Raw genomic sequence first — 20,541 nt, forward strand, 5'->3', positions numbered from 1 at the left:
TAAGTATTTAGATTCAAATTTAGACTTTATGTCGAGATTAAATATCAACCAGAAAAAAGTTTGCAGTATTTTTATCTATTAAACAATCGAATAAAAAACAGACACTCTAATGTTCCAGTTTTGTGCGCCGTTGCACTATTTACAAACATGTAACATTTGTACATGCTAGTAGTCGTTCGGTTGCAAAGATTATCTCAAAAATTCTTTTAAATTAACAATTTGAGAAATCAGCAATCCTTACCTACGCTTACTACTGTTTACGCATTGCACCATTTTTATGCAACGTAAAAACCAAGTAAGCAAACAAACACAACAATTTATGAGTTCGTTGCCCTCATTTTGAGGCACAACAAGGATCATACAGGAAGGATACCAATGGCAAATAAACTAACCGTTCTTGCTTCAGTCGTAGCTGCATCTACTGCCATGATGTCTACCACGGCTTCCGCTGCTGATAGCACTCTAGATAAAGTAACTTCTCAGGGCTTTTTAACTTGTGGTGTGAGTACTGGTCTACCAGGTTTCTCAAACCCAAACTCGAAAGGTGACTGGGAGGGTATTGACGTTGAGTACTGTCAAGCACTTGCTGCCGCTGTTCTAGGGGACAAAACAAAAGTTAAGTACGTACCTCTAACGGCAAAAGAACGTTTCACTGCACTTCAGTCTGGTGAAATTGATGTATTGTCACGTAACACAACTTGGACGCTACACCGAGATACAGCACTTGGTCTTAACTTCGTAGGTGTAAACTACTACGATGGCCAGGGCTTCATGGTTAAGAAAGACCTAGGCCTTACAAGTGCAAAAGAATTAGACGGCGCATCAGTATGTGTTCAGTCTGGTACAACAACCGAACTTAACCTAGCAGATTACTTCCGCAACAATGGCATGTCTTACAAGCCAGTGGTATTCGATACAGCAGCTCAAACCTCTAAAGGTTTTGATGCGGGTCGCTGTGATGTGCTAACAACGGACCAATCTGGCCTATACGCACTTCGCCTCAACCTAGCTGATCCGAGCTCAGCGCAAGTACTACCTGAAATCATTTCTAAAGAGCCACTGGGCCCAGTTGTACGTCAAGATGATGACAAATGGTTCAACGTCGCTAAGTGGACACTTGCTGCAATGGTGAATGCTGAAGAATACGGCATCAGCTCTAAGAATGCGGACGAAATGCTGAAGTCTAAAGATCCTAACATCAAACGTATCCTTGGTGTAGACGGTCCTCAAGGCAAAGGCCTAGGTATCCGTGACGATTGGGGCTACCAAGTTATCAAACAAGTTGGTAACTACGGTGAAAGCTTCGAGCGTACTGTAGGTACTGGCTCTCCACTTCAAATCGACCGCGGAGTTAACGCACTTTGGAATGCTGGCGGCTTCATGTATGCGCCACCAATTCGCTAATTAAAGCAAAGTGATACAGGGCGGGTATACCCCGCCCTTTCTCAATGGATTTGAGGTTAGTTGTATATGAAACCTGATAACGCTATTGCATCTACTGAGGCCAAGCCTGCCAGTAAAAATGCAAATTTACTTTATAACCCCACTTTTCGCTCAGTGCTGTTCCAAATTATTGCGGTAATCGCTCTGGTCGCTTTCTTTTACAATATTGTCAACAACGCCCTAACTAACTTAGATGCTCGTGGTATCGCAACCGGCTTTGATTTCCTCAATCAAGAGGCAGGCTTCGGCATCGGACTAACACTCGTCGAATATGACGAAACCTTTTCTTACGGTCGCACTTTCGTCGTCGGCTTACTCAACACGGCTTTAGTTTCTGTCCTGGGTATTATCCTAGCGACCGTTCTTGGCTTCACAATGGGTATTGCACGACTGTCAAGCAACTGGCTTGTTAGCCGCTTTGCCGCGATATACATCGAAATCTTCCGTAATGTTCCACTACTTCTTCAAATCTTTTTTTGGTATTTCGCTGTACTTCAAGCACTACCCTCAGCTCGACAGAGCTTAAGCTTGGGCGAAGCCATTTTCCTAAATGTCCGTGGTTTATACCTCCCCGCTCCAGTTTTTGAACAAGGCAGTGGTATTGTTATCGGTGCATTTGTTTTTGGATTAATCACCACTTTCCTTGTGAATATTTGGGCCAACAACCGACAAAAACTAACGGGTCAACAAACCCCAATGGGTCGTGTAGCTCTGGGACTATGTGTTGCGCTGCCTGCTCTAGTTTATCTTGTTGTAGGAATGCCAATTTCTGCAGAATACCCTGAACTAAAAGGCTTTAACTTCCGAGGTGGCATCAGCATCATCCCTGAACTTGCAGCGCTAGGTTTAGCTCTCAGTATCTACACAGCATCATTTATCGCTGAAATCGTGCGTTCAGGTATTAACGCTGTGAGCCATGGTCAAACAGAAGCAGCTATGTCACTTGGTTTGCCTCGTTCTAAAACATTGAAGCTAGTGGTTATTCCACAGGCGCTACGTATCATCATCCCTCCTCTAACCAGCCAGTACCTAAACCTAACCAAAAACTCATCACTCGCGATGGCAATTGGTTATCCAGATCTTGTATCTGTATTCGCGGGTACAACGCTAAACCAAACCGGTCAGGCAATTGAAATCATTGCAATGACCATGGGTGTATACCTCACTCTGAGCTTACTCACTTCAGCTCTGATGAACGTTTACAACCGTAAAGTAGCTCTGGTGGAGAGATAATATGAGTACACATCAATTTCAGCCAGATCTTCCACCACCATCAAACACGGTTGGTGTCGTGGGTTGGCTACGCAAGAATCTATTTAATGGGCCGGTCAATTCCGTATTGACTCTCGTTCTCGGTTACTTTGCCGTTATCCTAATATGGAATATTGCTCAATGGGCATTTATAAACGCTGATTGGGTCGGAACGACACGTGATGCTTGTTCTCGTGAAGGCGCGTGCTGGGTATTTATCAGCGTCCGCTGGGATCAGTTTATGTACGGCTTTTACCCAGAAGCTGAGTTATGGCGTCCACAATTATTCTATGGCTCATTAGCGGTACTGGTTGCCCTACTCGCTTATGAAGGCACACCAAAACGTGTATGGATTTGGCTGTTCACGGTAAACATCTATCCGTTTATGATCGCAGCGCTTCTTTATGGTGGCGTGTTTGGCCTAGAAGTCGTCGAAACTCATCGATGGGGCGGACTGCTGGTTACTCTGGTCATCGCGTTAGTGGGTATCGTTGTATCTTTACCAATAGGGGTGGCATTGGCCTTAGGTCGTCGTTCAGAGATGCCAATCATCCGCAGCCTATGTACGGTTTACATCGAAGTATGGCGTGGCGTTCCACTTATCACTGTACTGTTCATGGCATCAGTAATGCTTCCACTGTTCCTAACAGCAGGTTCAGAGACAGATAAACTGATTCGTGCACTTATCGGTGTGGTTCTATTCAGTGCTGCGTATATGGCAGAAGTAATCCGTGGTGGTCTACAAGCCATTCCAAAAGGGCAATATGAGGCCGCTGACGCACTTGGCCTATCCTATTGGAAGAAAATGGGACTGATCATCCTGCCGCAAGCACTTAAGATCACGATTCCTTCAATCGTAAACACCTTTATCGGTCTATTTAAAGATACCAGTCTGGTACTTATCATCGGTATGTTCGATGTTCTAGGTATCGGTCAAGCAGCAAACACCGACCCAGAATGGCTTGGTTTTGCTACAGAAAGCTATGTATTTGTCGCGTTAGTGTTCTGGGTATTTTGTTTTGGTATGTCTAGATACTCTATCTGGCTAGAAAACAAACTTCACACCGGCCACAAACGATAAACATCAAGGACGTATTATGACGCAACAATCTAACACTCAAGACGCTGTAAGCTCTGAATACATGATTCAGCTACAAGATATGAACAAGTGGTACGGTGAGTTTCACGTACTAAAGAATATTAACCTTAATGTTAAAAAAGGCGAAAAAATCGTAATCTGTGGCCCTTCAGGCTCAGGTAAATCAACGATGATACGCTGTATCAACCGCCTAGAAGAGCACCAAAAAGGTCACATCTTCGTTTCTGGTAACGAGTTAACCGAAGACCTTAAAAATATCGAGGCGGTTCGTCGTGAAGTCGGTATGTGTTTCCAACATTTTAACCTCTTCCCTCACCTAACGGTTCTTGAAAACTGCACCCTTGCTCCGATTTGGGTGAAAAAAATGCCTAAAGAGGAAGCAGAAAAAATCGCAATGCAATACCTAGAGCGCGTTAAGATCCCTGACCAAGCAGACAAATATCCAGGTCAATTGTCTGGTGGTCAACAACAACGTGTAGCCATTGCTCGTTCTCTATGTATGAATCCGCAAGTCATGTTGTTTGATGAACCAACATCAGCACTCGACCCCGAGATGGTGCGCGAAGTACTTGATGTAATGGTTGAGCTTGCCGACGAAGGTATGACAATGCTTTGTGTAACCCACGAGATGGGTTTCGCAAAAGAGGTAGCGGACCGAGTAATATTCATGGACGCAGGAGAAATCATTGAAGAGAACAACCCTGTCGACTTCTTTGAAAATCCACAATCTGACCGTACACAGAACTTCCTAAGTCAGATACTTCACCACTAATCACACACAGAATGAACGACAAAGGGAACGCAATAGCGTTCCCTTTTTGTATTTTAGTCTGAACTAATACATCTAAGAGAATAGTCCTTTGCTAATAAACGTTCCGTTCTAATTAGCTTCTGCCAGAGTGACGGCCTCGACCGCCTTTTGAATTACGAGCTTTAAAGGATGACGCTGCTTTTGCTCTAGATGCCTCAATCGATTCTACCGTCAATTCCATAGGCTCTTTTGGCTGTAAGCCGTGACGGAAAGGTCTTGCACGTGGTGGAAGCGCAAATTCTTCATCTGTTGCCTTAGGCATACGTTTGAATTTATAGAGGTAAAAGTTTTCCACTCTCTCCCTCGCCCACTCTGTTTTCTTTAAATACTTTACGCTGCTAGCAATCGAAGGCTTGGTGTTGAAGCAATTAATACGAATTGCGGCATCAAGGATATCCCAACCATAATGATCAACCAGCTCTTGCAGCATGGTTTCCATTTTTAGACCGTGTAATGGGTTGTTTTGTTGAAGTTCAATTCTTTCTTCATCAGTCATGGGGTTATCCTAATTGGTGGGACTGTTTAACTGCGACATTCTAACAGAGAGTTGATTGAAGCCGTTAACGAAATCATTATCAATCACCAGAGACCTCCATCACTGAATTATAACTTTTGATGTTTTTTTAGCCTGTTAAATCAGGAAACTATGGAACAATGGAGGTGTTGAAAAACGGTGTGTTTAGAGGGGGCGTTATGAATATCAAACTCGGTCAAGTTATGTCATCCAGTCGCTTAATCTCATTTGTCGCCTTTCTCGCAGCGACATTTGCATGGATTCTGAAGATGCCAGCGCTATTTTTTGTTTCTGCGACTTTCTTGGTTGTCAGTGCGGTTATCTATGTTGTCGATCTTTTAAAACATCGACACAAAGATGCTTAACTCGATCATTAGTACCAAATACATAAACCTAGCGCGATTAAGAGAAAAGGATGCCGAATTGGCATCCTTTTTTTAATTTCCACTATATTGGAAAACTGCTTAAACGCTACGATTATACGTCGTAAGTTGTAGAAGCAGTGTCGCCGCCGGTACCAGTCCAGTTTGTGTGGAAGAACTCACCACGTGGACGGTCAGTACGCTCGTAAGTGTGAGCACCGAAGTAGTCACGCTGAGCTTGAAGCAGGTTGGCAGGTAGGCGAGCTGTTGTGTAACCGTCTAGGAAAGATAACGCAGAAATCGTACATGGCATTGGGATGCCAGACTCTAGAGATTTCGCTGCTACTTTACGCCATGCCGCTAGGCTGCCTTGTAGGATGTTTTTGAAGTACTCATCAGAACCTAGGAACGCAATGTCTGGGTTTGCTTCGTACGCATCACGGATGTTCCCAAGGAATGCAGAACGGATGATACAACCACCACGCCACATTAGTGCTACGTTACCGTAATTTAGGTCCCAACCGTTCTCATTAGAAGCTTCGCGCATTAGCATGAAGCCTTGAGCGTAAGAGATGATCTTAGAAGCTAGTAGAGCTTGACGTAGTGCATCAACCCACTCTTGCTTATCGCCTTCAACTGGAGTAATTGTCTTACCGAATAGAGATTCAGCTTCAACACGCTGATCTTTAAGCGCAGATAGACAACGAGAGAATACAGACTCAGAGATAAGCGTTAGAGGAATACCTAGGTCTAGTGCGTTGATACCCGTCCATTTACCCGTACCTTTCTGACCAGCTGTATCTAGGATCTTCTCAACTAGAGGCTCACCGTCTTCATCTTTGTAGCCAAGGATATCAGCTGTGATTTCAACTAGGTAGCTGTCTAGCTCTGTCTTGTTCCAGTCAGCGAATACTGCTTGCATTTCGTCAGCAGACATACCAAGACCGTCTTTCATGAACTGGTAAGCTTCAGTGATAAGTTGCATATCGCCGTATTCGATACCGTTATGTACCATCTTAACGAAGTGACCTGCACCGTCGTTACCAACCCAGTCACAACAAGGTTCGCCAGCGTCAGTTTTTGCAGAGATACCTTGGAAGATTGGCTTAACCGCTTCCCAAGCTTCAGCTGCGCCGCCTGGCATGATTGAAGGACCGAAACGAGCACCTTCTTCACCACCAGATACACCAGTACCAATGAAGTGAATGCCCTTTTCACGACAATGCGCTACGCGGCGGTTCGTGTCAGGGTAGTTTGTGTTACCACCGTCAATGATGATGTCGCCTTCGTCTAGAAGCGGAATTAGGTTGTCGATGAAGGTATCAACAACAGCACCTGCACGTACCATTAGCATTACTTTACGTGGTGCTTCTAGCTTCTCAACTAGCTCTTCTAGAGAGTATGCGCCAATGATGTTAGTACCTTTTGCTGGGCCTTCTAGGAATTCGTCTACTTTCGCAGCAGTACGGTTGTGAGCAACAACTTTAAAACCGTTGTCGTTCATGTTTAGGATAAGGTTTTGACCCATTACTGCTAGGCCAATTACACCGATATCACCTTTCATTGTTTATCTCCATTTACTTTTATGGACGCTCGCGTTACGCGATTTTTGCTGCTGCGTCAGAATCTAGGTACCACTCAGTCTCGCCAGTTTTAGACTGGATTTTTGCCGCCGGATAAGGGAGCTGCTCTGCTGGAGTAGTAGAAATTTCGTTTACGATATCAACCTTGCCTGCACCAAGTACTAGGTAGCTAATGCGTTTTGCAGCTTCCAGAACTTTCGCAGTTTTTGATACACGGATTTGGCCAGACTCAGGGTGAGAAGCCAGAACCGACAAGTTTTGATCTTGGTAGTCAGTTTTACCTGGGAACAGAGAAGCCGTGTGACCATCTGCACCGACACCAAGTAGGATCCAATCGAAAACAGGTGTGCCGTTCTCTGTTGGGATAACATCAGCCATTTCTTTAGCAAAACGCTCTGCTTCCGCTTGCGGCTCATCTTCACCACGAATACGGTGAATATTTTCAGCAGGAAGATTTACTTTAGTGAAAAGCAGTGCATTTGCTTCACCAAAGTTACTCTCTGCATCATCAGGAGCAACGCAACGTTCATCACCCCACCAGAAATGTAGGTTCTGCCATTGAATTGATGTTGCGTAAGCATCCGTAGCAAGCAATTTGAAAAGCATCTTTGGCGTACTACCACCAGATAGTGAAATGTGAACTGGGCGGCCCAGCTCACTGAATGCTTTCATGTCGTTTGCAAGGCTTTCTACTACCTGCCTTGCTGTATCAAAGATCTTATGGTTGATCATAATTCACAGTAATCCGTGTCTGTTAAGTTTTTGCAAGGGAAGCGCCAAGCGCGGCCATCGCGTTGTAATAGTTCATCTGATTCTTGAGGACCCCAAGTACCACAAGCGTAACCAAATAGCGCTTGAGGATCTTGTTTGAAGTCAAGAATAGGCTGTACATACTTCCAACATGCCTCTACAGCATCGGTACGAGCAAACAGCGTTGCATCGCCATTTAGCGCATCAAGAAGAAGGCGCTCATAAGCTGTCAGCATGTTCGTTTCTTGAAGATCAGAGTAAGAGAAGTTCATCTTCACTTCTTTAGCCTTGAAGCCAGCGCCCGGCTCTTTAAGGCCAAAGCTAAGTTGAATACCCTCATCTGGTTGGATGCGAATGATCAACTTGTTTTCAGGTGCGTCTTGACCAAATACTGGATGTGGCGTGTTCTTAAAATGAATCACGATTTCTGTCACACGAGTTGGCAATCGTTTACCTGTACGTACGTAGAACGGTACACCGTTCCAGCGCCAGTTATTGATGTGAGCTTTCAGGCCAATGTAGGTCTCAGTACGAGAATCATCAGCCACACCATGTTCTTCACGGTAACCGAGAAGGTGTTGGCCACGTACATCAGAAGCCGTATATTGACCCAGTACAAGATCATTACGAAGGTCTTCTTCTTCCAATGGTTTCAAACATTGTAGAACCTTAACCACCTCATCACGCATCGCATCAGCGTTAATCTGTGCAGGTGGTTCCATCCCTACCATTGCTAATACTTGCAGTAAGTGGTTTTGGAACATATCACGTACTGCGCCCGAGCCGTCGTAATAGCCACCACGCTCTTCAACACCTAAGAACTCAGCACCCGTGATCTCAACGTACTCAATGAAGTTGCGGTTCCAAAGAGGTTCAAACATCGCGTTTGAGAAACGCAGTACCAGTAGGTTCTGCACGGTTTCTTTACCTAGATAGTGGTCGATGCGGTAGATCTGGTGCTCTTGGAAGTGTTCGTGGATTTCTTTATCCAACTTTTGAGCTGATTCAAGATCGTAACCAAATGGTTTCTCGATGATAATACGACGCCAGCCGTTTGATTCGTCATTTAGGCCATGTGCTGCAAGATTTGCAGGGATCACGCCATAAAGACTTGGAGGCGTTGCTAAGTAGAAAAGAGTGTTGGTATTAGTACATGAGTACTCGGTTTGCAGCTTCTCAAGACGCGTCGCTAATCGAGCATAATCAGCTTGGTCAGATGTGTTGATCGCCTGATAGTGAAGATGATTCATGAATGCATCAAGCACTGCTGGCTCTGTTTTCTCCATTTCCTGAAGAGATTTCTTCAGCTTCTCGCGATAAGTTTCATCACTGTATTCTGTTCGACTAACACCCAAAATGAGAAAAGACTCAGGCATTTGGTTGTTCGCGTATAAATGATAAAGCGCAGGGATTAATTTACGGTATGTCAAATCACCCGAAGCACCAAAAATCACGATGCTACTATTTTCAGGTATTACCATCATCTTTCCTTTAACAATGAATCGTTATATTTATGCCGCTACGTTAGCAGCCACATAATTAAATCTGTAATAGATATTCGCTATATATTAGATAGTTAATATCAATGATGTATAGACTGGTAATGCAGGTGATTCAGTTCACCTAAATACAACTTGATATTGTCTATGAGTATTTGACTTACATCAAGTCGGAGCAGCAATTTTCAACCACGTTTTTTCCGTAAGTCGCTAATTTTTTGAGCAGATTTCCTCTGCATCACCAATGTTTCCTTTTTTGAACGCTCCAGAGTTACCCTTAATAGGTAATCGATTACATATCTGGTTACGATTTGCTTATTTACACAGTTAACACTTTTTAATCGTTCTGAGAGACATGATGAGATGTTAGTGTTAAGTTGTAGAGCAATTACTCTAAATACTTTAGCAATCATGAAAAAGCGACTGACCACACTGAGCCTTTGCCTCTTGACCAGCTTACCTAGCTACTCAGCGTCCATCAGCTTCGAACAAGCCTGGCAGGTTTTGCAAAGTAACAACAACTCTTTGGCTGCACAGCGAGCAAATGTTGAGCGCTATCAACACCTGCAATCCTCGACCAGGAGCCTCAACCTACCCTCAGTTTCCGTTGGTGCGAACTATACGCGCCTTGACTCTGATGTGACGATTAATGGTGAGCAGTTTGCGGATAGCTTGAGCAATGTTCCCCCCGGTCTCGAAGCGATTCTTGCTGGTGCAGGATCTATGTTTGGCGATATTGGTGGAATCACTTCAACGATTACAGAGAGAGATATTTTCACCTCCTCAATCCGCGCGGTTTGGCCTATTTTCACTGGCGGCCGCATCACAGCTGCTCAATCTGCCGCTCAAGGACAAACTGACGAGGCGAAGAGTCAACTTGCAATGGAAACCCAAGCTCGTTTCGAAGATTTGAGTAAGTACTACTTCTCTGTTCAGTTGGCAAAGGAAGTGGTTGAAACGCGCAAAGCAGTCGAGAAAGGTCTTACCCAACATCGCGATTTCGCAATTAAACTAGAAGAGCAAGGTCAGATTGCCAAAGTAGAACGCCTGCAAGCAGAAGCTTCATTAGATAAAGCGATTGTAGAGCGTAAAAAGGTTGAGCATGAACTGAATATCGCTCAATCGGCGCTAACCCAAATTTTAAGTGCAGAGACAAGTGTAGAGCCTTCCGACGATCTGTTTGTAAACCAGAGACTTCCCACTATGTCTGCATTCATAGACCAAACACTCTCTACCTACCCTGGTTTAGACTTGCTTGATGCAAAACAAAGGCAAGCCTCAAGCCTGATCAAAGCAGAGAAAGGCAAATACTACCCAGAAGTCTATCTTTATGGCGATTACAGCCTGCATGAAGACGATACGCTCGCTAGCGTGGCAAAGCCAGACTGGTTAGTTGGGATTGGTGTAAACGTCCCACTGATTGATACCTCTGGTCGTTCAGATAAAGTGTCTGCCGCTCATAGCGCAGTGAAGCAAGTGGATTACTTAAAAGCGCAAGCAAGACAAGATCTCACCGTGCTTGTACATAAGACTTATCTCGAGGCTCAGCAATCTATTGATGAAGTCTTGGGGCTAAACTCAAGTCTTTCTCTAGCTCAAGAAAACCTCACTTTGCGTAAGAAAGCTTTCAACCAAGGATTAGCCACATCACTTGAAGTGGTCGATGCGGAGCTTTATCTCGCAAGCATCAAAACTCAACAGTCAGCAGCAAGATTTAAGTACCTTATTTCATTGAATAAGCTACTGGCATTGAGCAGCTCTATGGACAGTTTTAATCAATTCCAATCATCAGCCCAAATCCAACTTTCTAACACAGCGCAGCATCAAAATTTGTAGAGGACGCAACATGAAATCAATTAAATCTTTAGTTTTACCGGTTGCGCTTATCGGTGTTGCAACCTGGGTTGGATACTCCTTTTATCAAGCGAATCAACCAAAACCTATACGCATACAAGGCCAAATAGATGCTCAGCAATATAGTGTCTCTTCAAAAGTGCCAGGACGTATTGACCAAGTGTTTGTTCGAAAAGGCGATCAAGTTTCTCAGGGACAACTCATCTTTAACCTACACAGCCCAGAGATTGAAGCGAAATTAGAACAAGCTAAAGCGGGTGAACAGGCTGCAGGCGCTTTGGCACAGGAAGCGGAGAAAGGTGCTCGTACGCAACAGATACAAGCAGCTAAAGATCAATGGCAAAAAGCCAAAGCAGCATCGGCATTGATGGAAAAAACCTATCAGCGTGTCAACAACCTTTATAACGACGGAGTTGTCGCAGAGCAGAAGCGAGATGAAGCAAAAACACAATGGGAAGCAGCAAAATACACCGAAAGTGCCGCTTACCAGATGTTTCAGCTCGCGAAAGAGGGTGCTCGTGATGAAACTAAACTCGCAGCCGCGCAAAAAGCACGAGCAGCCGCTGGGGCAGTAGCGGAAGTAGAAGCTTACGCAGAAGATACGCAGATCAAAAGTTGGTTTGACGGCGAAGTCTCCCAAGTTCTATTGCATAGCGGCGAGCTTGCACCGCAAGGCTTCCCTGTTGTGACAGTCACTGATATGTCTGATGCTTGGGCGGTTTTAAACGTACGTGAAGACCTGCTTAAATCATTCACTAAAGGTGCGCAATTCAGCGCTTACCTACCAGCACTTGAACAAAGTGTAGAGTTCGAAGTATCTCATGTTTCCGCTATGGGTGATTTTGCAACTTGGCGCTCGACGGATGCAACACAAGGTTTTGACCTACGAACTTTTGAAGTCGAAGCTCGACCTGTAGATCAAACCTTGAACCTGCGTGTCGGTATGAGCCTCGTCGTAGAGCTACAACCATAAGGCAGCGAATTGATGAGCAATGCTTTCTCAACGCAGTGGAAGATTTTCATTAATGACCGATGGTTAATCATCTGTTTAACCATCATGCCTATTCTGTTGGCCGTCATCATTGGATCTATCTTTTCTGCTGGTACGGCACGAGATCTGCCGATAGGTGTGGTTGATTTATCACACAGCGCTATGAGTCGAACACTTTCACAATCACTTGATGCCTCTGCGACACTCAAAGTATCGCAGTCATACTCCAGTTTGCATGATGCAAAAAACGCCATGATTGAGAGTCACATTTATGGGGTGGTCGTTATCCCTAAACATCTGGATCGAGATGTTTACCTAGGGCAAACGCCTCAGATTGACGTGTTCTACAATAGCCAGTTCATTTTAGTCGGTAAGCTATTAAACTCTGCCATTCAGCAGACTATAGGCACTATGAGCGCACAGATTGGTGTCGCAAAAGAGCTAACTTCCGGGGATACGGCTTTAGATGGAGCGAAAGGGCAAGCTGTCGTGGTTCAAACGCAGATCAGCCCCCTATTCAACCAAACCACTAACTACGCCCAGTTCTTAGTGTCCGCTATCGTTCCGGCGCTATGGCAAGTCTTTATTGTGGTCGGCACCATTCTCATCCTTAATGCGAACCTGAAACAGTCAAACCTCAATCAATGGATTGGTACTGCACCTCTAACTTCCATAAGCAAAACGTTAAGCCCTTATATACCGATATTTATGACCATGGGTATTGGATTCTTGATTTGGTTCTACCATGTTGAGCAGTGGCTATTCAGCGGGGACTATTTGATAGTTTTACTTGCTCAACTACTCACAACACTGGCATGTATGATCATGGGAAGCCTGTTTTTCTTCCTTACATTAGACCCTGCACGAGCAATGAGTTTTGCCGGCGCTTTTACCGCACCAAGTTTTGCCTTTATGGGTATCACCTTTCCGACTTCAGATATGGGAATGCTCGCACAGACTTGGCGAAGTCTACTCCCAATCAGTCATTATATTGAGGTACAGGTTTCCCAATCAAGTTACGGCGTCACCATGTGGCAATCTATTTTGAGCTTAGCTCCGATGTGTTTATATCTCACTGTGCTCATTCCCATCGTGCTGCTGATTAAAAAGCACAAAGGTAAGGCAGCAATATGAAGAACTTCCGTTTAATCGACTTATTGTGGCTTGAACTAAAATCGCTGGTGACGAACCCTGTGATAAATCTCACTATGTTTGGTGGTGTCGTGTTTTACTCGTTTCTTTACCCGTTGCCTTATGCACAACAAGTGGTTCAAGAACTACCGATTGCGGTAGTGAACCAAGATAACAGCCAAGTCAGCTACAAGCTTGAAAGAATGCTAGATGCCACCTCTCAGGTCAAAGTCATTCACAGAGTAAGCAACATAAAAGAAGCAGAGCAACTAGTCCTCGCACAAGAGGCTGGTGGGTTTGTTGTCATCCCACAAGATTTTTATAAGGATCTTCTTTTAGGAAAAAGCCCAACCCTTTCATACGCTGGTGATGCGTCTTACTTCCTTGTCTATGGTGGCATCGTAGAAGGTTTAGCGACCGCAAGCGGTACATTAGCAGCTGAAGTAAAAATTTCTCGACTTGTACTGGATGGTACCCCTCTTGGAAGTGCTAAGGAGCAATACACAGCAATAAAAGCCAATATGAAGCCAACCTTTAACCCAAGAATGGGCTATGTTGATTATGTGGTGCCTGCAGTGTTCGTCCTCATACTGCAACAAACACTGGTCATGGCCGCTGGTTTAATGAATGCGACACAGAAATCACTGCCACAGAGTACAAAATACTACTGGCTCAAGCTCTCCCCCCTGCAGAACATGACATTGAGATGCTCAGTACTGGGTGCACTCTACTATTTATTGGCCCTGTATTACTTTGGTTTCAGCTTTAGTTTTTATGGAATAGCAACGCTTGCCAATCACGTAGAAGTGATCGCATTACTGCTCCCATTTTTACTCGCCTCAACCTGCTTAGGCATTACGTTAGGAAACTGGTTGCCTCGTCGAGAGTTAGTCACGGTCGTTGTATTATTAAGCTCAATGCCGCTCATTTTCACCGCTGGTTTTATCTGGCCAACAGAAATGATTCCTCAACCAATCAATCAATTAGCTGCTCTATTTCCTAGCACACCGGCAATCAAAGGGTTCTTGGCGATTAATCAAATGAGCGCTGAATGGGGCCAAATCTCAACTCATTATTATCAACTTTGGTTGCAAACTTTAGGTTGGGCGATTGTAGCTTGGGTATCGTATAGGTTTGTGCAGCCTCACAAAACAGGCAAACAACAGGTTATTGATTAACATTTGTTACAACTCTTATGCTTAATTTTGGTATGAATACTTTATAATTTAGGTAATTGACTAATTTAATGGGCTTGATTTTAAAGACTTCAGGCCTCATAAATATACATATAACAATTACGATCCTAATGAGGAAGATTATGAACGGTCCTATGGTTTCACGCAGTTCAACTCATGAGAGTGTACTGCAAACAAACAAAGTCCTGCGTAACACATACGCCCTACTATCAATGACACTATTGTGGTCAGCCGTTGTAGCTGGCTTCTCAATGGCAATGAACCTACCTCGTCCAGGTTTGATCATTATGCTTGTTGGTTTCTACGGCCTACTGTTCCTAACAGAAAAGAACCGTAACAACAGCATGGGTCTGGTATTTACGTTCCTATTTACTGGTTTCTTAGGTTACACCATCGGTCCAATCCTAAACATGTACGTTGGTGCAGGTATGGGCGATGTGGTACTAACAGCTCTTGGCGGTACAGCTCTAGCATTCTTAGGTGCGTCTGCTTACGCGCTAACAACTAAGCGTGACCTATCATTCCTAAACGGTATGCTAATGGCAGGTTTCGTTGTGCTTCTTGTTGGTATGGTTGCTAACATCTTCCTACAGATGCCAATGCTTTACCTAGCGATGAGTGCGATGTTCATCCTGTTCTCAACAGGTGTTATCCTGCTTACAACGCAATCGATCATTCGTGGTGGTGAAACTAACTACATCTCAGCAACTGTGAGCCTGTACGTTTCTATCTACAACATTTTCATCAGCCTACTGAGCATCCTAGGTGTGATGAACGACGACTAATTCGTCAATCAAACGTTTAAAAGCCCGAATCCTTGATTCGGGCTTTTTTGTTTATTCGTCTCAAGTTAAGCTATTAACGCATCCAAAAATCAATTACCTCAAAGAATCAGAGATCACTATGTTCGAATTCAACGGCAAACAAATCGAAACCGACGCACAGGGTTACCTCATTAATCACACCGACTGGGAAGAAGGTATGATCACTATCCTAGCGGAAGAAGAAGGTATTGAGCTAACAGACGATCATCTGGAAATTGTTCGTTTTGTGCGTAAGTTCTACGAAGAATTCAATACCTCTCCTGCTGTTCGCATGTTGGTTAAAGCGGTTGAGAAAGAGCATGGACCAGACAAGGGTAACAGCAAATATCTCTTCAAGTTATTCAAGAAAGGACCAGCAAAGCAGGCAACGAAGCTAGCAGGTCTACCAAAGCCAGCTAAGTGCTTATAAGCAGATACCCTTCCTTCCAAGGAAATATACTTTGCTATTGCGGGGCCTAGAGTATTTCAAAGCCTCGCCAACTACCCTGCTCAACTACTTCATAATTCATTGACGTGACACTCGCCGTCCTAGGTCCTTCTTTTAGCCAATTGGTTAAGGCATCAACAGCTTCATCATTACCTTGAGCAATCACTTCAACACTGCCATCGTTCAGGTTCATAGCGTACCCACTTAACCCAAGCTTCAAACCCTCATGACAAGTGTGATAGCGAAAACCGACACCTTGAACCATTCCTGTAACAACGATTTTGTGACATTTCATGTTGTTCACTCCTTGAAAACAATATTCTTCACATCGGTAAATAATAGACCATTCGCTGATGGAGCAATGTTTCTTAACTCACGGTATGGTTAACCATTGCAATTGGTGAATCGATACAAGACAATACCCGCCCTCTAAAAGAACATAGGCACTTCCCATGACTGCAGCTATTCATCTCGTAAAAGGCAGAGAAAAATCTCTCTTCAGACAACACCCTTGGATCTTCTCACGTGGTATTGCAAAAACCACTGGCGAGCCTTCACTGGGTGAAACAGTAGATGTTTTTGCACATAACGGGAAGTGGCTAGCAAAAGCGGCATACTCTCCTAACTCACAGATTCGTGCCCGTGTTTGGTCTTTTAAAAAAGAAGAAATTGACCTGAACTTCTTCATTAAACGCATTCAAGATGCTCTGCTTCTACGCGAAGATGTTATCGAGCGTGATGGTTTGACTGGCTTTCGCTTAATTGCTGCAGAATCTGACGGTTTACCTGGTATCACTATAGACAAATACCAAAACTATCTGGTGTGTCAGCTGTTAAGTGCAGGTGCTGAAATCAACAAACAACTGCTTGTTAAAGCCCTGCTACACGTTTTCCCTGATCACAACATTTACGAGCGTTCAGATGTTGCGGTTCGTAAGAAGGAAGGCCTAGAAGAGACAACTGGTGTACTACACGGTGAAGAGCCACCAAAATCCGTAGTGATTGAAGAGAACGGTGTGAAGATCAGTGTTGATATCGTTGGTGGTCATAAAACAGGTTTTTACCTAGACCAGCGTGATAGTCGCCAACAAGCAATGAAGTACGTGAAAGACAAAGAGGTCTTGAACTGCTTCTCTTACACTGGCGGCTTTGGCCTTTACTCTCTAAAAGGTGGAGCAAAGCGCGTCATTAATGCAGACGTTTCTCAGCCAGCGCTAGATACAGCGAAGTTCAATGCGGAACTTAACGAGTTTGATATCTCGAAGAAGCGTGCAGTATTCCTGAATGCAGATGTGTTCAAACTGCTACGCGAATACCGAGATCAAGGCACCAAATTTGACGTGGTCATCATGGACCCACCTAAGTTCGTTTCAAGCAAAAACAACTTAACGTCAGGTGCCAACGGATACAAAGATATCAACATGCTAGCCATGCAAATTTTAAAACCAGGCGGTACGCTTCTTACCTACTCTTGCTCTGGTTTAATGAGTGGCGAGCTGTTCCAAAAAGTCATCGCAGATGCCGCAGTAGATTCTGGTCGCCAAGTGAAGTTTGTGGAACGCTTCGAACAAGCAGCCGATCACCCAACGGACTCTGCATACCCTGAAGGCTTCTACCTGAAAGGTTTTGCTTGTAAGGTTCTGTAATTTAAAGCTCGAAGACATAAAAGAAGACCACCTCGCGGTGGTCTTCCTATATTAGCTTTTTCAAGTCTAACTACTAGTCTGATGAGGGTGTGTAGTTCAAATTGTCAAAGATCGCTTGAGTAATATCCGACGCCGCTGCACCTTCAAAATTAACAACTAGAGTTTGATTATCTTTCACTAACGTAAGTTCTGTGTCTCCAGTGTTGTTATCTTCAATCACAGAAATGCTAACATCGTCGTTGACACCTGCTGTACCGCCGTTCTCAAGACCACTTAAAAGAGTCCCAAGTTCTTCAGTCGTTTGATCGGCAAGAATATCCGCAATGTCTAATTGGTCACCCTCTGACAAATCAAAGTCTGTCACTCGATCACCAACAACCGAGTCATCCATCTCTTCCCAACGGAAGATATCAGCGCCTTCCCCACCAGTGAGAATATCGTCTCCTAATCCACCGACTAGTATGTCATTACCTCCTTGACCAAATATGATGTCATTCCCTTCACCACCATAGATCTCATCGTTGCTACCTCGAGTATCTCCTTCAACATTAAGAATCTCATAATTCTCTTGGATGAAGTTATAGACATCATCGTCTGTAGCAGTACTAACATTTTTGAGTGTCAAGAAATCATAGACAGCTGATATACCTGCACCATCATCAAGGTCTGATGGTTTAACAGGATTGCCCGCCGTTTCTGGTGTACCATCATTCCACGGTAAATTGTCACTATTGACCGAGTCGCCAAATAGAATGTCATTACCTAAACCACCTACTAGCAAGTCCATACCGACATCATCAAGAACATTGGTGGTGCTCCCCCCTTGGAGAGCTGCCTCAAGTTGCTCAGGTGTAGTAACATTCTCGACTTCCCCGGCGACTGCCAAAACGGGATAAGTAGCAATGATATTCTGCAAGTTGACTGACGCACGTCGCCCTGCATTAGCGTCAATCCCAACTTTTAGATAATAAGAACCTGCACTTAACGAGTCTATCTCCACGCTTCCATTCCGGCTTCCATTGTTAGGTATCGAATCCCCTCCAGACTCAACAAGGTCGTCATTTTCATCGTAGATTTCCCAATAGAACGAACCATCATCAAATCGATAATCGAAGTTGAGTGCCCCGTCGTCTGTTAAGGTAATTGAATCACTCGTCCACTCTGAGTCGAGTGAGTTATTTCTCTCTGACCCCGAACCTTGGTCCTCATCTCTGATAACCAATTGATCATCATCATTGATGAAAACTGTACCATTTGGGTCCGATCCAGTGTCTTGACCACTAATCCCGTTTTCAAAATCTATTAACGTTGCCGTGGTATCTAGTCCAGGAACAGGTCCCAATTGAACTTCACTCGAGTTATCAAAGAACTTAAGGATGTCGGTACTAATATCATTACCTATGCCGATAGCCTGAACCTCAGACTTCGTTGACAGCGATTCAAACTCATCTAGTGCATTGATAAGTGCCTGTTCATCATTTCCCGATACGTTAGGTTTACCATCAGTTAGGAAGTAGGTTAGATTCTCAGAACCATCATCGGGTAAGCTATCAAACCAAGAGTTCGCATCAGCTAGGCCCGCAGCGTAGTCCGTATATCCAGAGGCATTAAGCTGTGTATCTATTTGTTCCAAAAGGTCATCATAGCTGTCTTGATCATTCGTGATATCCATTGCGTTAAAGCTAAGATCAACCTCTGAATCAAATAAAATCAGTTTAACGTTGATGGTACCGTCGTGATTCTGGAACGATGCAACTAGGTTCTTCAACGCCTCCTCTACAACCTCGATCCGACTTTTACCAGTATTACCCATTTCATCGTCCATACTACCCGAGGTGTCGATGATAAGAGCGATGTTGTAGTTTTTTCCTGGCTCAATATTTGTTACATACCCACCAGTATCACCTATTAAAATATCGTTACCTGCCGCCCCTTCAAGACCGGGATCGATATTGCTGTCATTTGAATCGATGATCAATCTTGGCTCGTTATCAAGGATATCAACACTCGCTGTTTTAGCTTGCTCATTGACTTCTGCATTTGCTCCAGCGACATTATCAATAGTAACAATTAGATCTTCTGTATTTTCCACCAGTGAATCATCAATAGTCGTTATATCGAGAAGAACTGAGGGTTGACCCGACGGAATAACAACACTACTCACTTTGGTATAATCGCTACCATCATCAGCTATTCCGCTGTAGGTGAAGTTTACGACAATTGGTGAATCAGCGATTTGATCAACACTGACTGTGAAAAGTGCCGGCTGCCCTTCCACAACGTCAGGTTGGTTTGAGACGATGCTCACCACTGGTGCACTTTGCGCATCAAGGATGGTCGCGGTCGCGGAGTTCGGCTCACTTGCCGAAGCCACGGTGCCACTGTCTGGTGTTACGCCCACTGAAAAGTCTTCGGGACCTTCATACACGTTATCAGGCGAGGTCACCACTCGAAGCGCAACCGACGTCTCCTCAACGGGAATTGGGATCACGCCATCCACTGGCACGGCTTGCCAGATACCCTCATCGTCGAGGTACTCAAACGCATCGATATCATCACTGTCGGTATCGATGTCCGTTAAGGCCACTTTAGCGAACACCTCTACAGCAGCGGCGGCGCTGGTCTTAACGGTAAACCCAACCGTATCGCCTTCATTGACGTCGCCACCGCCTTCAATCCACACCTCTGGGCGGTCATCATCAGGATCATCACCCGGACCATCACCATCATCAAAGATGGTAGCGGTCGCGGAGTTCGGCTCACTTGCCGAAGCCACGGTGCCACTGTCTGGTGTTACGCCCACTGAAAAGTCTTCGGGACCTTCATACACGTTATCAGGCGAGGTCACCACTCGAAGCKCAACCGACGTCTCCTCAACGGGAATTGGGATCACCCCATCCACTGGMACGGCTTGCCAGATACCCTCATCGTCGAGGTACTCAAACGCATCGATATCATCACTGTCGGTATCGATGTCCGTTAAGGCCACTTTAGCGAACACCTCTACAGCAGCGGCGGCGCTGGTCTTAACGGTAAACCCAACCGTATCGCCTTCATTGACGTCGCCACCGCCTTCAATCCACACCTCTGGGCGGTCATCATCAGGATCATCACCCGGACCATCACCATCATCAAAGATGGTAGCGGTCGCGGAGTTCGG

The 20,541-nt window shown here is 44.7% G+C and carries 18 protein-coding genes; 12 read left to right on the forward strand and 6 right to left on the reverse strand.

The window, feature by feature from the left end; genetic code table 11:
• The first annotated feature begins 375 nt into the window (after window positions 1-375).
• The 4 genes from DPF91_RS16350 (at window position 376) to DPF91_RS16365 (ending at window position 4,565) form a co-directional block, all read left to right on the forward strand.
• Entirely contained in the window at window positions 376-1,404 is a 1,029-nt protein-coding gene (locus DPF91_RS16350; protein ID WP_117235514.1) for an amino acid ABC transporter substrate-binding protein, read from the forward strand.
• Between the two features lie 66 nt (window positions 1,405-1,470).
• Entirely contained in the window at window positions 1,471-2,676 is a 1,206-nt protein-coding gene (locus tag DPF91_RS16355; RefSeq protein ID WP_117235515.1) for an amino acid ABC transporter permease, read from the forward strand.
• A gap of 1 nt (window position 2,677) precedes the next feature.
• Window positions 2,678-3,775: an amino acid ABC transporter permease gene (locus DPF91_RS16360; protein ID WP_117235516.1), complete on the forward strand. Its 1,098-nt coding sequence runs from the start codon at window positions 2,678-2,680 to the stop codon at window positions 3,773-3,775.
• Between the two features lie 16 nt (window positions 3,776-3,791).
• Window positions 3,792-4,565: an amino acid ABC transporter ATP-binding protein gene (locus tag DPF91_RS16365; protein WP_117235517.1), complete on the forward strand. Its 774-nt coding sequence runs from the start codon at window positions 3,792-3,794 to the stop codon at window positions 4,563-4,565.
• Window positions 4,566-4,677: 112 nt separating this feature from the next.
• Here the strand turns inward: DPF91_RS16365 and DPF91_RS16370 are convergent, their stop codons facing one another.
• Window positions 4,678-5,100 carry a VF530 family protein gene (locus tag DPF91_RS16370; RefSeq protein WP_117235518.1) on the reverse strand — a complete coding sequence of 141 codons (423 nt, stop codon included), beginning with the start codon at window positions 5,098-5,100 and terminating at the stop codon, window positions 4,678-4,680.
• 197 nt (window positions 5,101-5,297) lie between these two features.
• Between DPF91_RS16370 and DPF91_RS16375 the strand changes: the two genes are divergently transcribed.
• Window positions 5,298-5,483, forward strand: a complete 186-nt coding sequence (locus tag DPF91_RS16375; protein ID WP_117235538.1) for a hypothetical protein — start codon at window positions 5,298-5,300, stop codon at window positions 5,481-5,483.
• A 112-nt stretch (window positions 5,484-5,595) separates the two neighbouring features.
• Here DPF91_RS16375 and gnd read toward each other — a convergent pair whose 3' ends face one another.
• The 3 genes from gnd to zwf are packed head-to-tail and all read right to left on the reverse strand — an operon-like array spanning window position 5,596 to window position 9,294.
• Window positions 5,596-7,044 carry a decarboxylating NADP(+)-dependent phosphogluconate dehydrogenase gene (gnd, locus tag DPF91_RS16380; protein WP_117235519.1) on the reverse strand — a complete coding sequence of 483 codons (1,449 nt, stop codon included), beginning with the start codon at window positions 7,042-7,044 and terminating at the stop codon, window positions 5,596-5,598.
• Window positions 7,045-7,078: 34 nt separating this feature from the next.
• Window positions 7,079-7,795 (reverse strand): 6-phosphogluconolactonase, encoded by a 717-nt coding sequence (gene pgl, locus DPF91_RS16385; protein ID WP_117235520.1) that lies wholly within the window; start codon window positions 7,793-7,795, stop codon window positions 7,079-7,081.
• Window positions 7,792-9,294 carry a glucose-6-phosphate dehydrogenase gene (zwf, locus tag DPF91_RS16390; protein WP_164684218.1) on the reverse strand — a complete coding sequence of 501 codons (1,503 nt, stop codon included), beginning with the start codon at window positions 9,292-9,294 and terminating at the stop codon, window positions 7,792-7,794. The genes pgl and zwf overlap by 4 nt, the downstream gene beginning before the upstream one ends.
• 429 nt (window positions 9,295-9,723) lie before the next feature.
• On the opposite strand from zwf, the gene DPF91_RS16395 reads away from it, so the two are divergent.
• The 6 genes from DPF91_RS16395 (at window position 9,724) to DPF91_RS16420 (ending at window position 15,717) form a co-directional block, all read left to right on the forward strand.
• Window positions 9,724-11,148, forward strand: coding sequence for a TolC family protein (locus DPF91_RS16395; RefSeq protein ID WP_117235539.1), 1,425 nt, complete (start codon window positions 9,724-9,726; stop codon window positions 11,146-11,148).
• A gap of 10 nt (window positions 11,149-11,158) precedes the next feature.
• Window positions 11,159-12,139 carry an HlyD family secretion protein gene (locus DPF91_RS16400; RefSeq protein WP_117235522.1) on the forward strand — a complete coding sequence of 327 codons (981 nt, stop codon included), beginning with the start codon at window positions 11,159-11,161 and terminating at the stop codon, window positions 12,137-12,139.
• A 12-nt stretch (window positions 12,140-12,151) separates the two neighbouring features.
• Window positions 12,152-13,291, forward strand: a complete 1,140-nt coding sequence (locus DPF91_RS16405; protein ID WP_117235523.1) for an ABC transporter permease — start codon at window positions 12,152-12,154, stop codon at window positions 13,289-13,291.
• Window positions 13,288-14,466, forward strand: coding sequence for an ABC transporter permease (locus tag DPF91_RS16410; RefSeq protein ID WP_117235524.1), 1,179 nt, complete (start codon window positions 13,288-13,290; stop codon window positions 14,464-14,466). The genes DPF91_RS16405 and DPF91_RS16410 overlap by 4 nt, the downstream gene beginning before the upstream one ends.
• A gap of 140 nt (window positions 14,467-14,606) precedes the next feature.
• A complete protein-coding gene (locus DPF91_RS16415) occupies window positions 14,607-15,269 on the forward strand; it encodes a Bax inhibitor-1/YccA family protein (protein ID WP_117235525.1) in 663 nt (220 codons plus the stop codon).
• A gap of 118 nt (window positions 15,270-15,387) precedes the next feature.
• Window positions 15,388-15,717: a TusE/DsrC/DsvC family sulfur relay protein gene (locus tag DPF91_RS16420; RefSeq protein ID WP_117235526.1), complete on the forward strand. Its 330-nt coding sequence runs from the start codon at window positions 15,388-15,390 to the stop codon at window positions 15,715-15,717.
• Between the two features lie 46 nt (window positions 15,718-15,763).
• On the opposite strand, the gene yccX is transcribed toward DPF91_RS16420, so the two are convergent.
• Complete coding sequence (gene yccX, locus DPF91_RS16425; RefSeq protein ID WP_117235527.1) at window positions 15,764-16,030, reverse strand: acylphosphatase; 267 nt, start codon at window positions 16,028-16,030, stop codon at window positions 15,764-15,766.
• 157 nt (window positions 16,031-16,187) lie between these two features.
• Here yccX and DPF91_RS16430 point away from each other — a divergent pair, with 157 nt between their 5' ends.
• Window positions 16,188-17,381: a class I SAM-dependent methyltransferase gene (locus tag DPF91_RS16430; protein ID WP_117235528.1), complete on the forward strand. Its 1,194-nt coding sequence runs from the start codon at window positions 16,188-16,190 to the stop codon at window positions 17,379-17,381.
• Between the two features lie 73 nt (window positions 17,382-17,454).
• On the opposite strand, the gene DPF91_RS16435 is transcribed toward DPF91_RS16430, so the two are convergent.
• Window positions 17,455-20,541: Calx-beta domain-containing protein (locus DPF91_RS16435; protein WP_117235529.1), on the reverse strand; the 3,087-nt coding region annotated here is incomplete at its 5' end.

Origin of the sequence: Vibrio maerlii (assembly GCF_003415655.1) — a bacterium.
Classification (GTDB): domain Bacteria; phylum Pseudomonadota; class Gammaproteobacteria; order Enterobacterales; family Vibrionaceae; genus Vibrio; species Vibrio maerlii.

What these genes read in the sequence shown, in the direction of transcription:
- DPF91_RS16350 (WP_117235514.1), top strand. Translation starts at nt 376, where the DNA reads ATGGCAAATAAACTAACCGTTCTTGCTTCAGTCGTAGCTGCATCTACT.
- DPF91_RS16355 (WP_117235515.1), top strand. Translation starts at nt 1,471, where the DNA reads ATGAAACCTGATAACGCTATTGCATCTACTGAGGCCAAGCCTGCCAGT.
- DPF91_RS16360 (WP_117235516.1), top strand. Translation starts at nt 2,678, where the DNA reads ATGAGTACACATCAATTTCAGCCAGATCTTCCACCACCATCAAACACG.
- DPF91_RS16365 (WP_117235517.1), top strand. Translation starts at nt 3,792, where the DNA reads ATGACGCAACAATCTAACACTCAAGACGCTGTAAGCTCTGAATACATG.
- DPF91_RS16370 (WP_117235518.1), bottom strand. Translation starts at nt 5,100, where the DNA reads ATGACTGATGAAGAAAGAATTGAACTTCAACAAAACAACCCATTACAC.
- DPF91_RS16375 (WP_117235538.1), top strand. Translation starts at nt 5,298, where the DNA reads ATGAATATCAAACTCGGTCAAGTTATGTCATCCAGTCGCTTAATCTCA.
- gnd (WP_117235519.1), bottom strand. Translation starts at nt 7,044, where the DNA reads ATGAAAGGTGATATCGGTGTAATTGGCCTAGCAGTAATGGGTCAAAAC.
- pgl (WP_117235520.1), bottom strand. Translation starts at nt 7,795, where the DNA reads ATGATCAACCATAAGATCTTTGATACAGCAAGGCAGGTAGTAGAAAGC.
- zwf (WP_164684218.1), bottom strand. Translation starts at nt 9,294, where the DNA reads ATGGTAATACCTGAAAATAGTAGCATCGTGATTTTTGGTGCTTCGGGT.
- DPF91_RS16395 (WP_117235539.1), top strand. Translation starts at nt 9,724, where the DNA reads ATGAAAAAGCGACTGACCACACTGAGCCTTTGCCTCTTGACCAGCTTA.
- DPF91_RS16400 (WP_117235522.1), top strand. Translation starts at nt 11,159, where the DNA reads ATGAAATCAATTAAATCTTTAGTTTTACCGGTTGCGCTTATCGGTGTT.
- DPF91_RS16405 (WP_117235523.1), top strand. Translation starts at nt 12,152, where the DNA reads ATGAGCAATGCTTTCTCAACGCAGTGGAAGATTTTCATTAATGACCGA.
- DPF91_RS16410 (WP_117235524.1), top strand. Translation starts at nt 13,288, where the DNA reads ATGAAGAACTTCCGTTTAATCGACTTATTGTGGCTTGAACTAAAATCG.
- DPF91_RS16415 (WP_117235525.1), top strand. Translation starts at nt 14,607, where the DNA reads ATGAACGGTCCTATGGTTTCACGCAGTTCAACTCATGAGAGTGTACTG.
- DPF91_RS16420 (WP_117235526.1), top strand. Translation starts at nt 15,388, where the DNA reads ATGTTCGAATTCAACGGCAAACAAATCGAAACCGACGCACAGGGTTAC.
- yccX (WP_117235527.1), bottom strand. Translation starts at nt 16,030, where the DNA reads ATGAAATGTCACAAAATCGTTGTTACAGGAATGGTTCAAGGTGTCGGT.
- DPF91_RS16430 (WP_117235528.1), top strand. Translation starts at nt 16,188, where the DNA reads ATGACTGCAGCTATTCATCTCGTAAAAGGCAGAGAAAAATCTCTCTTC.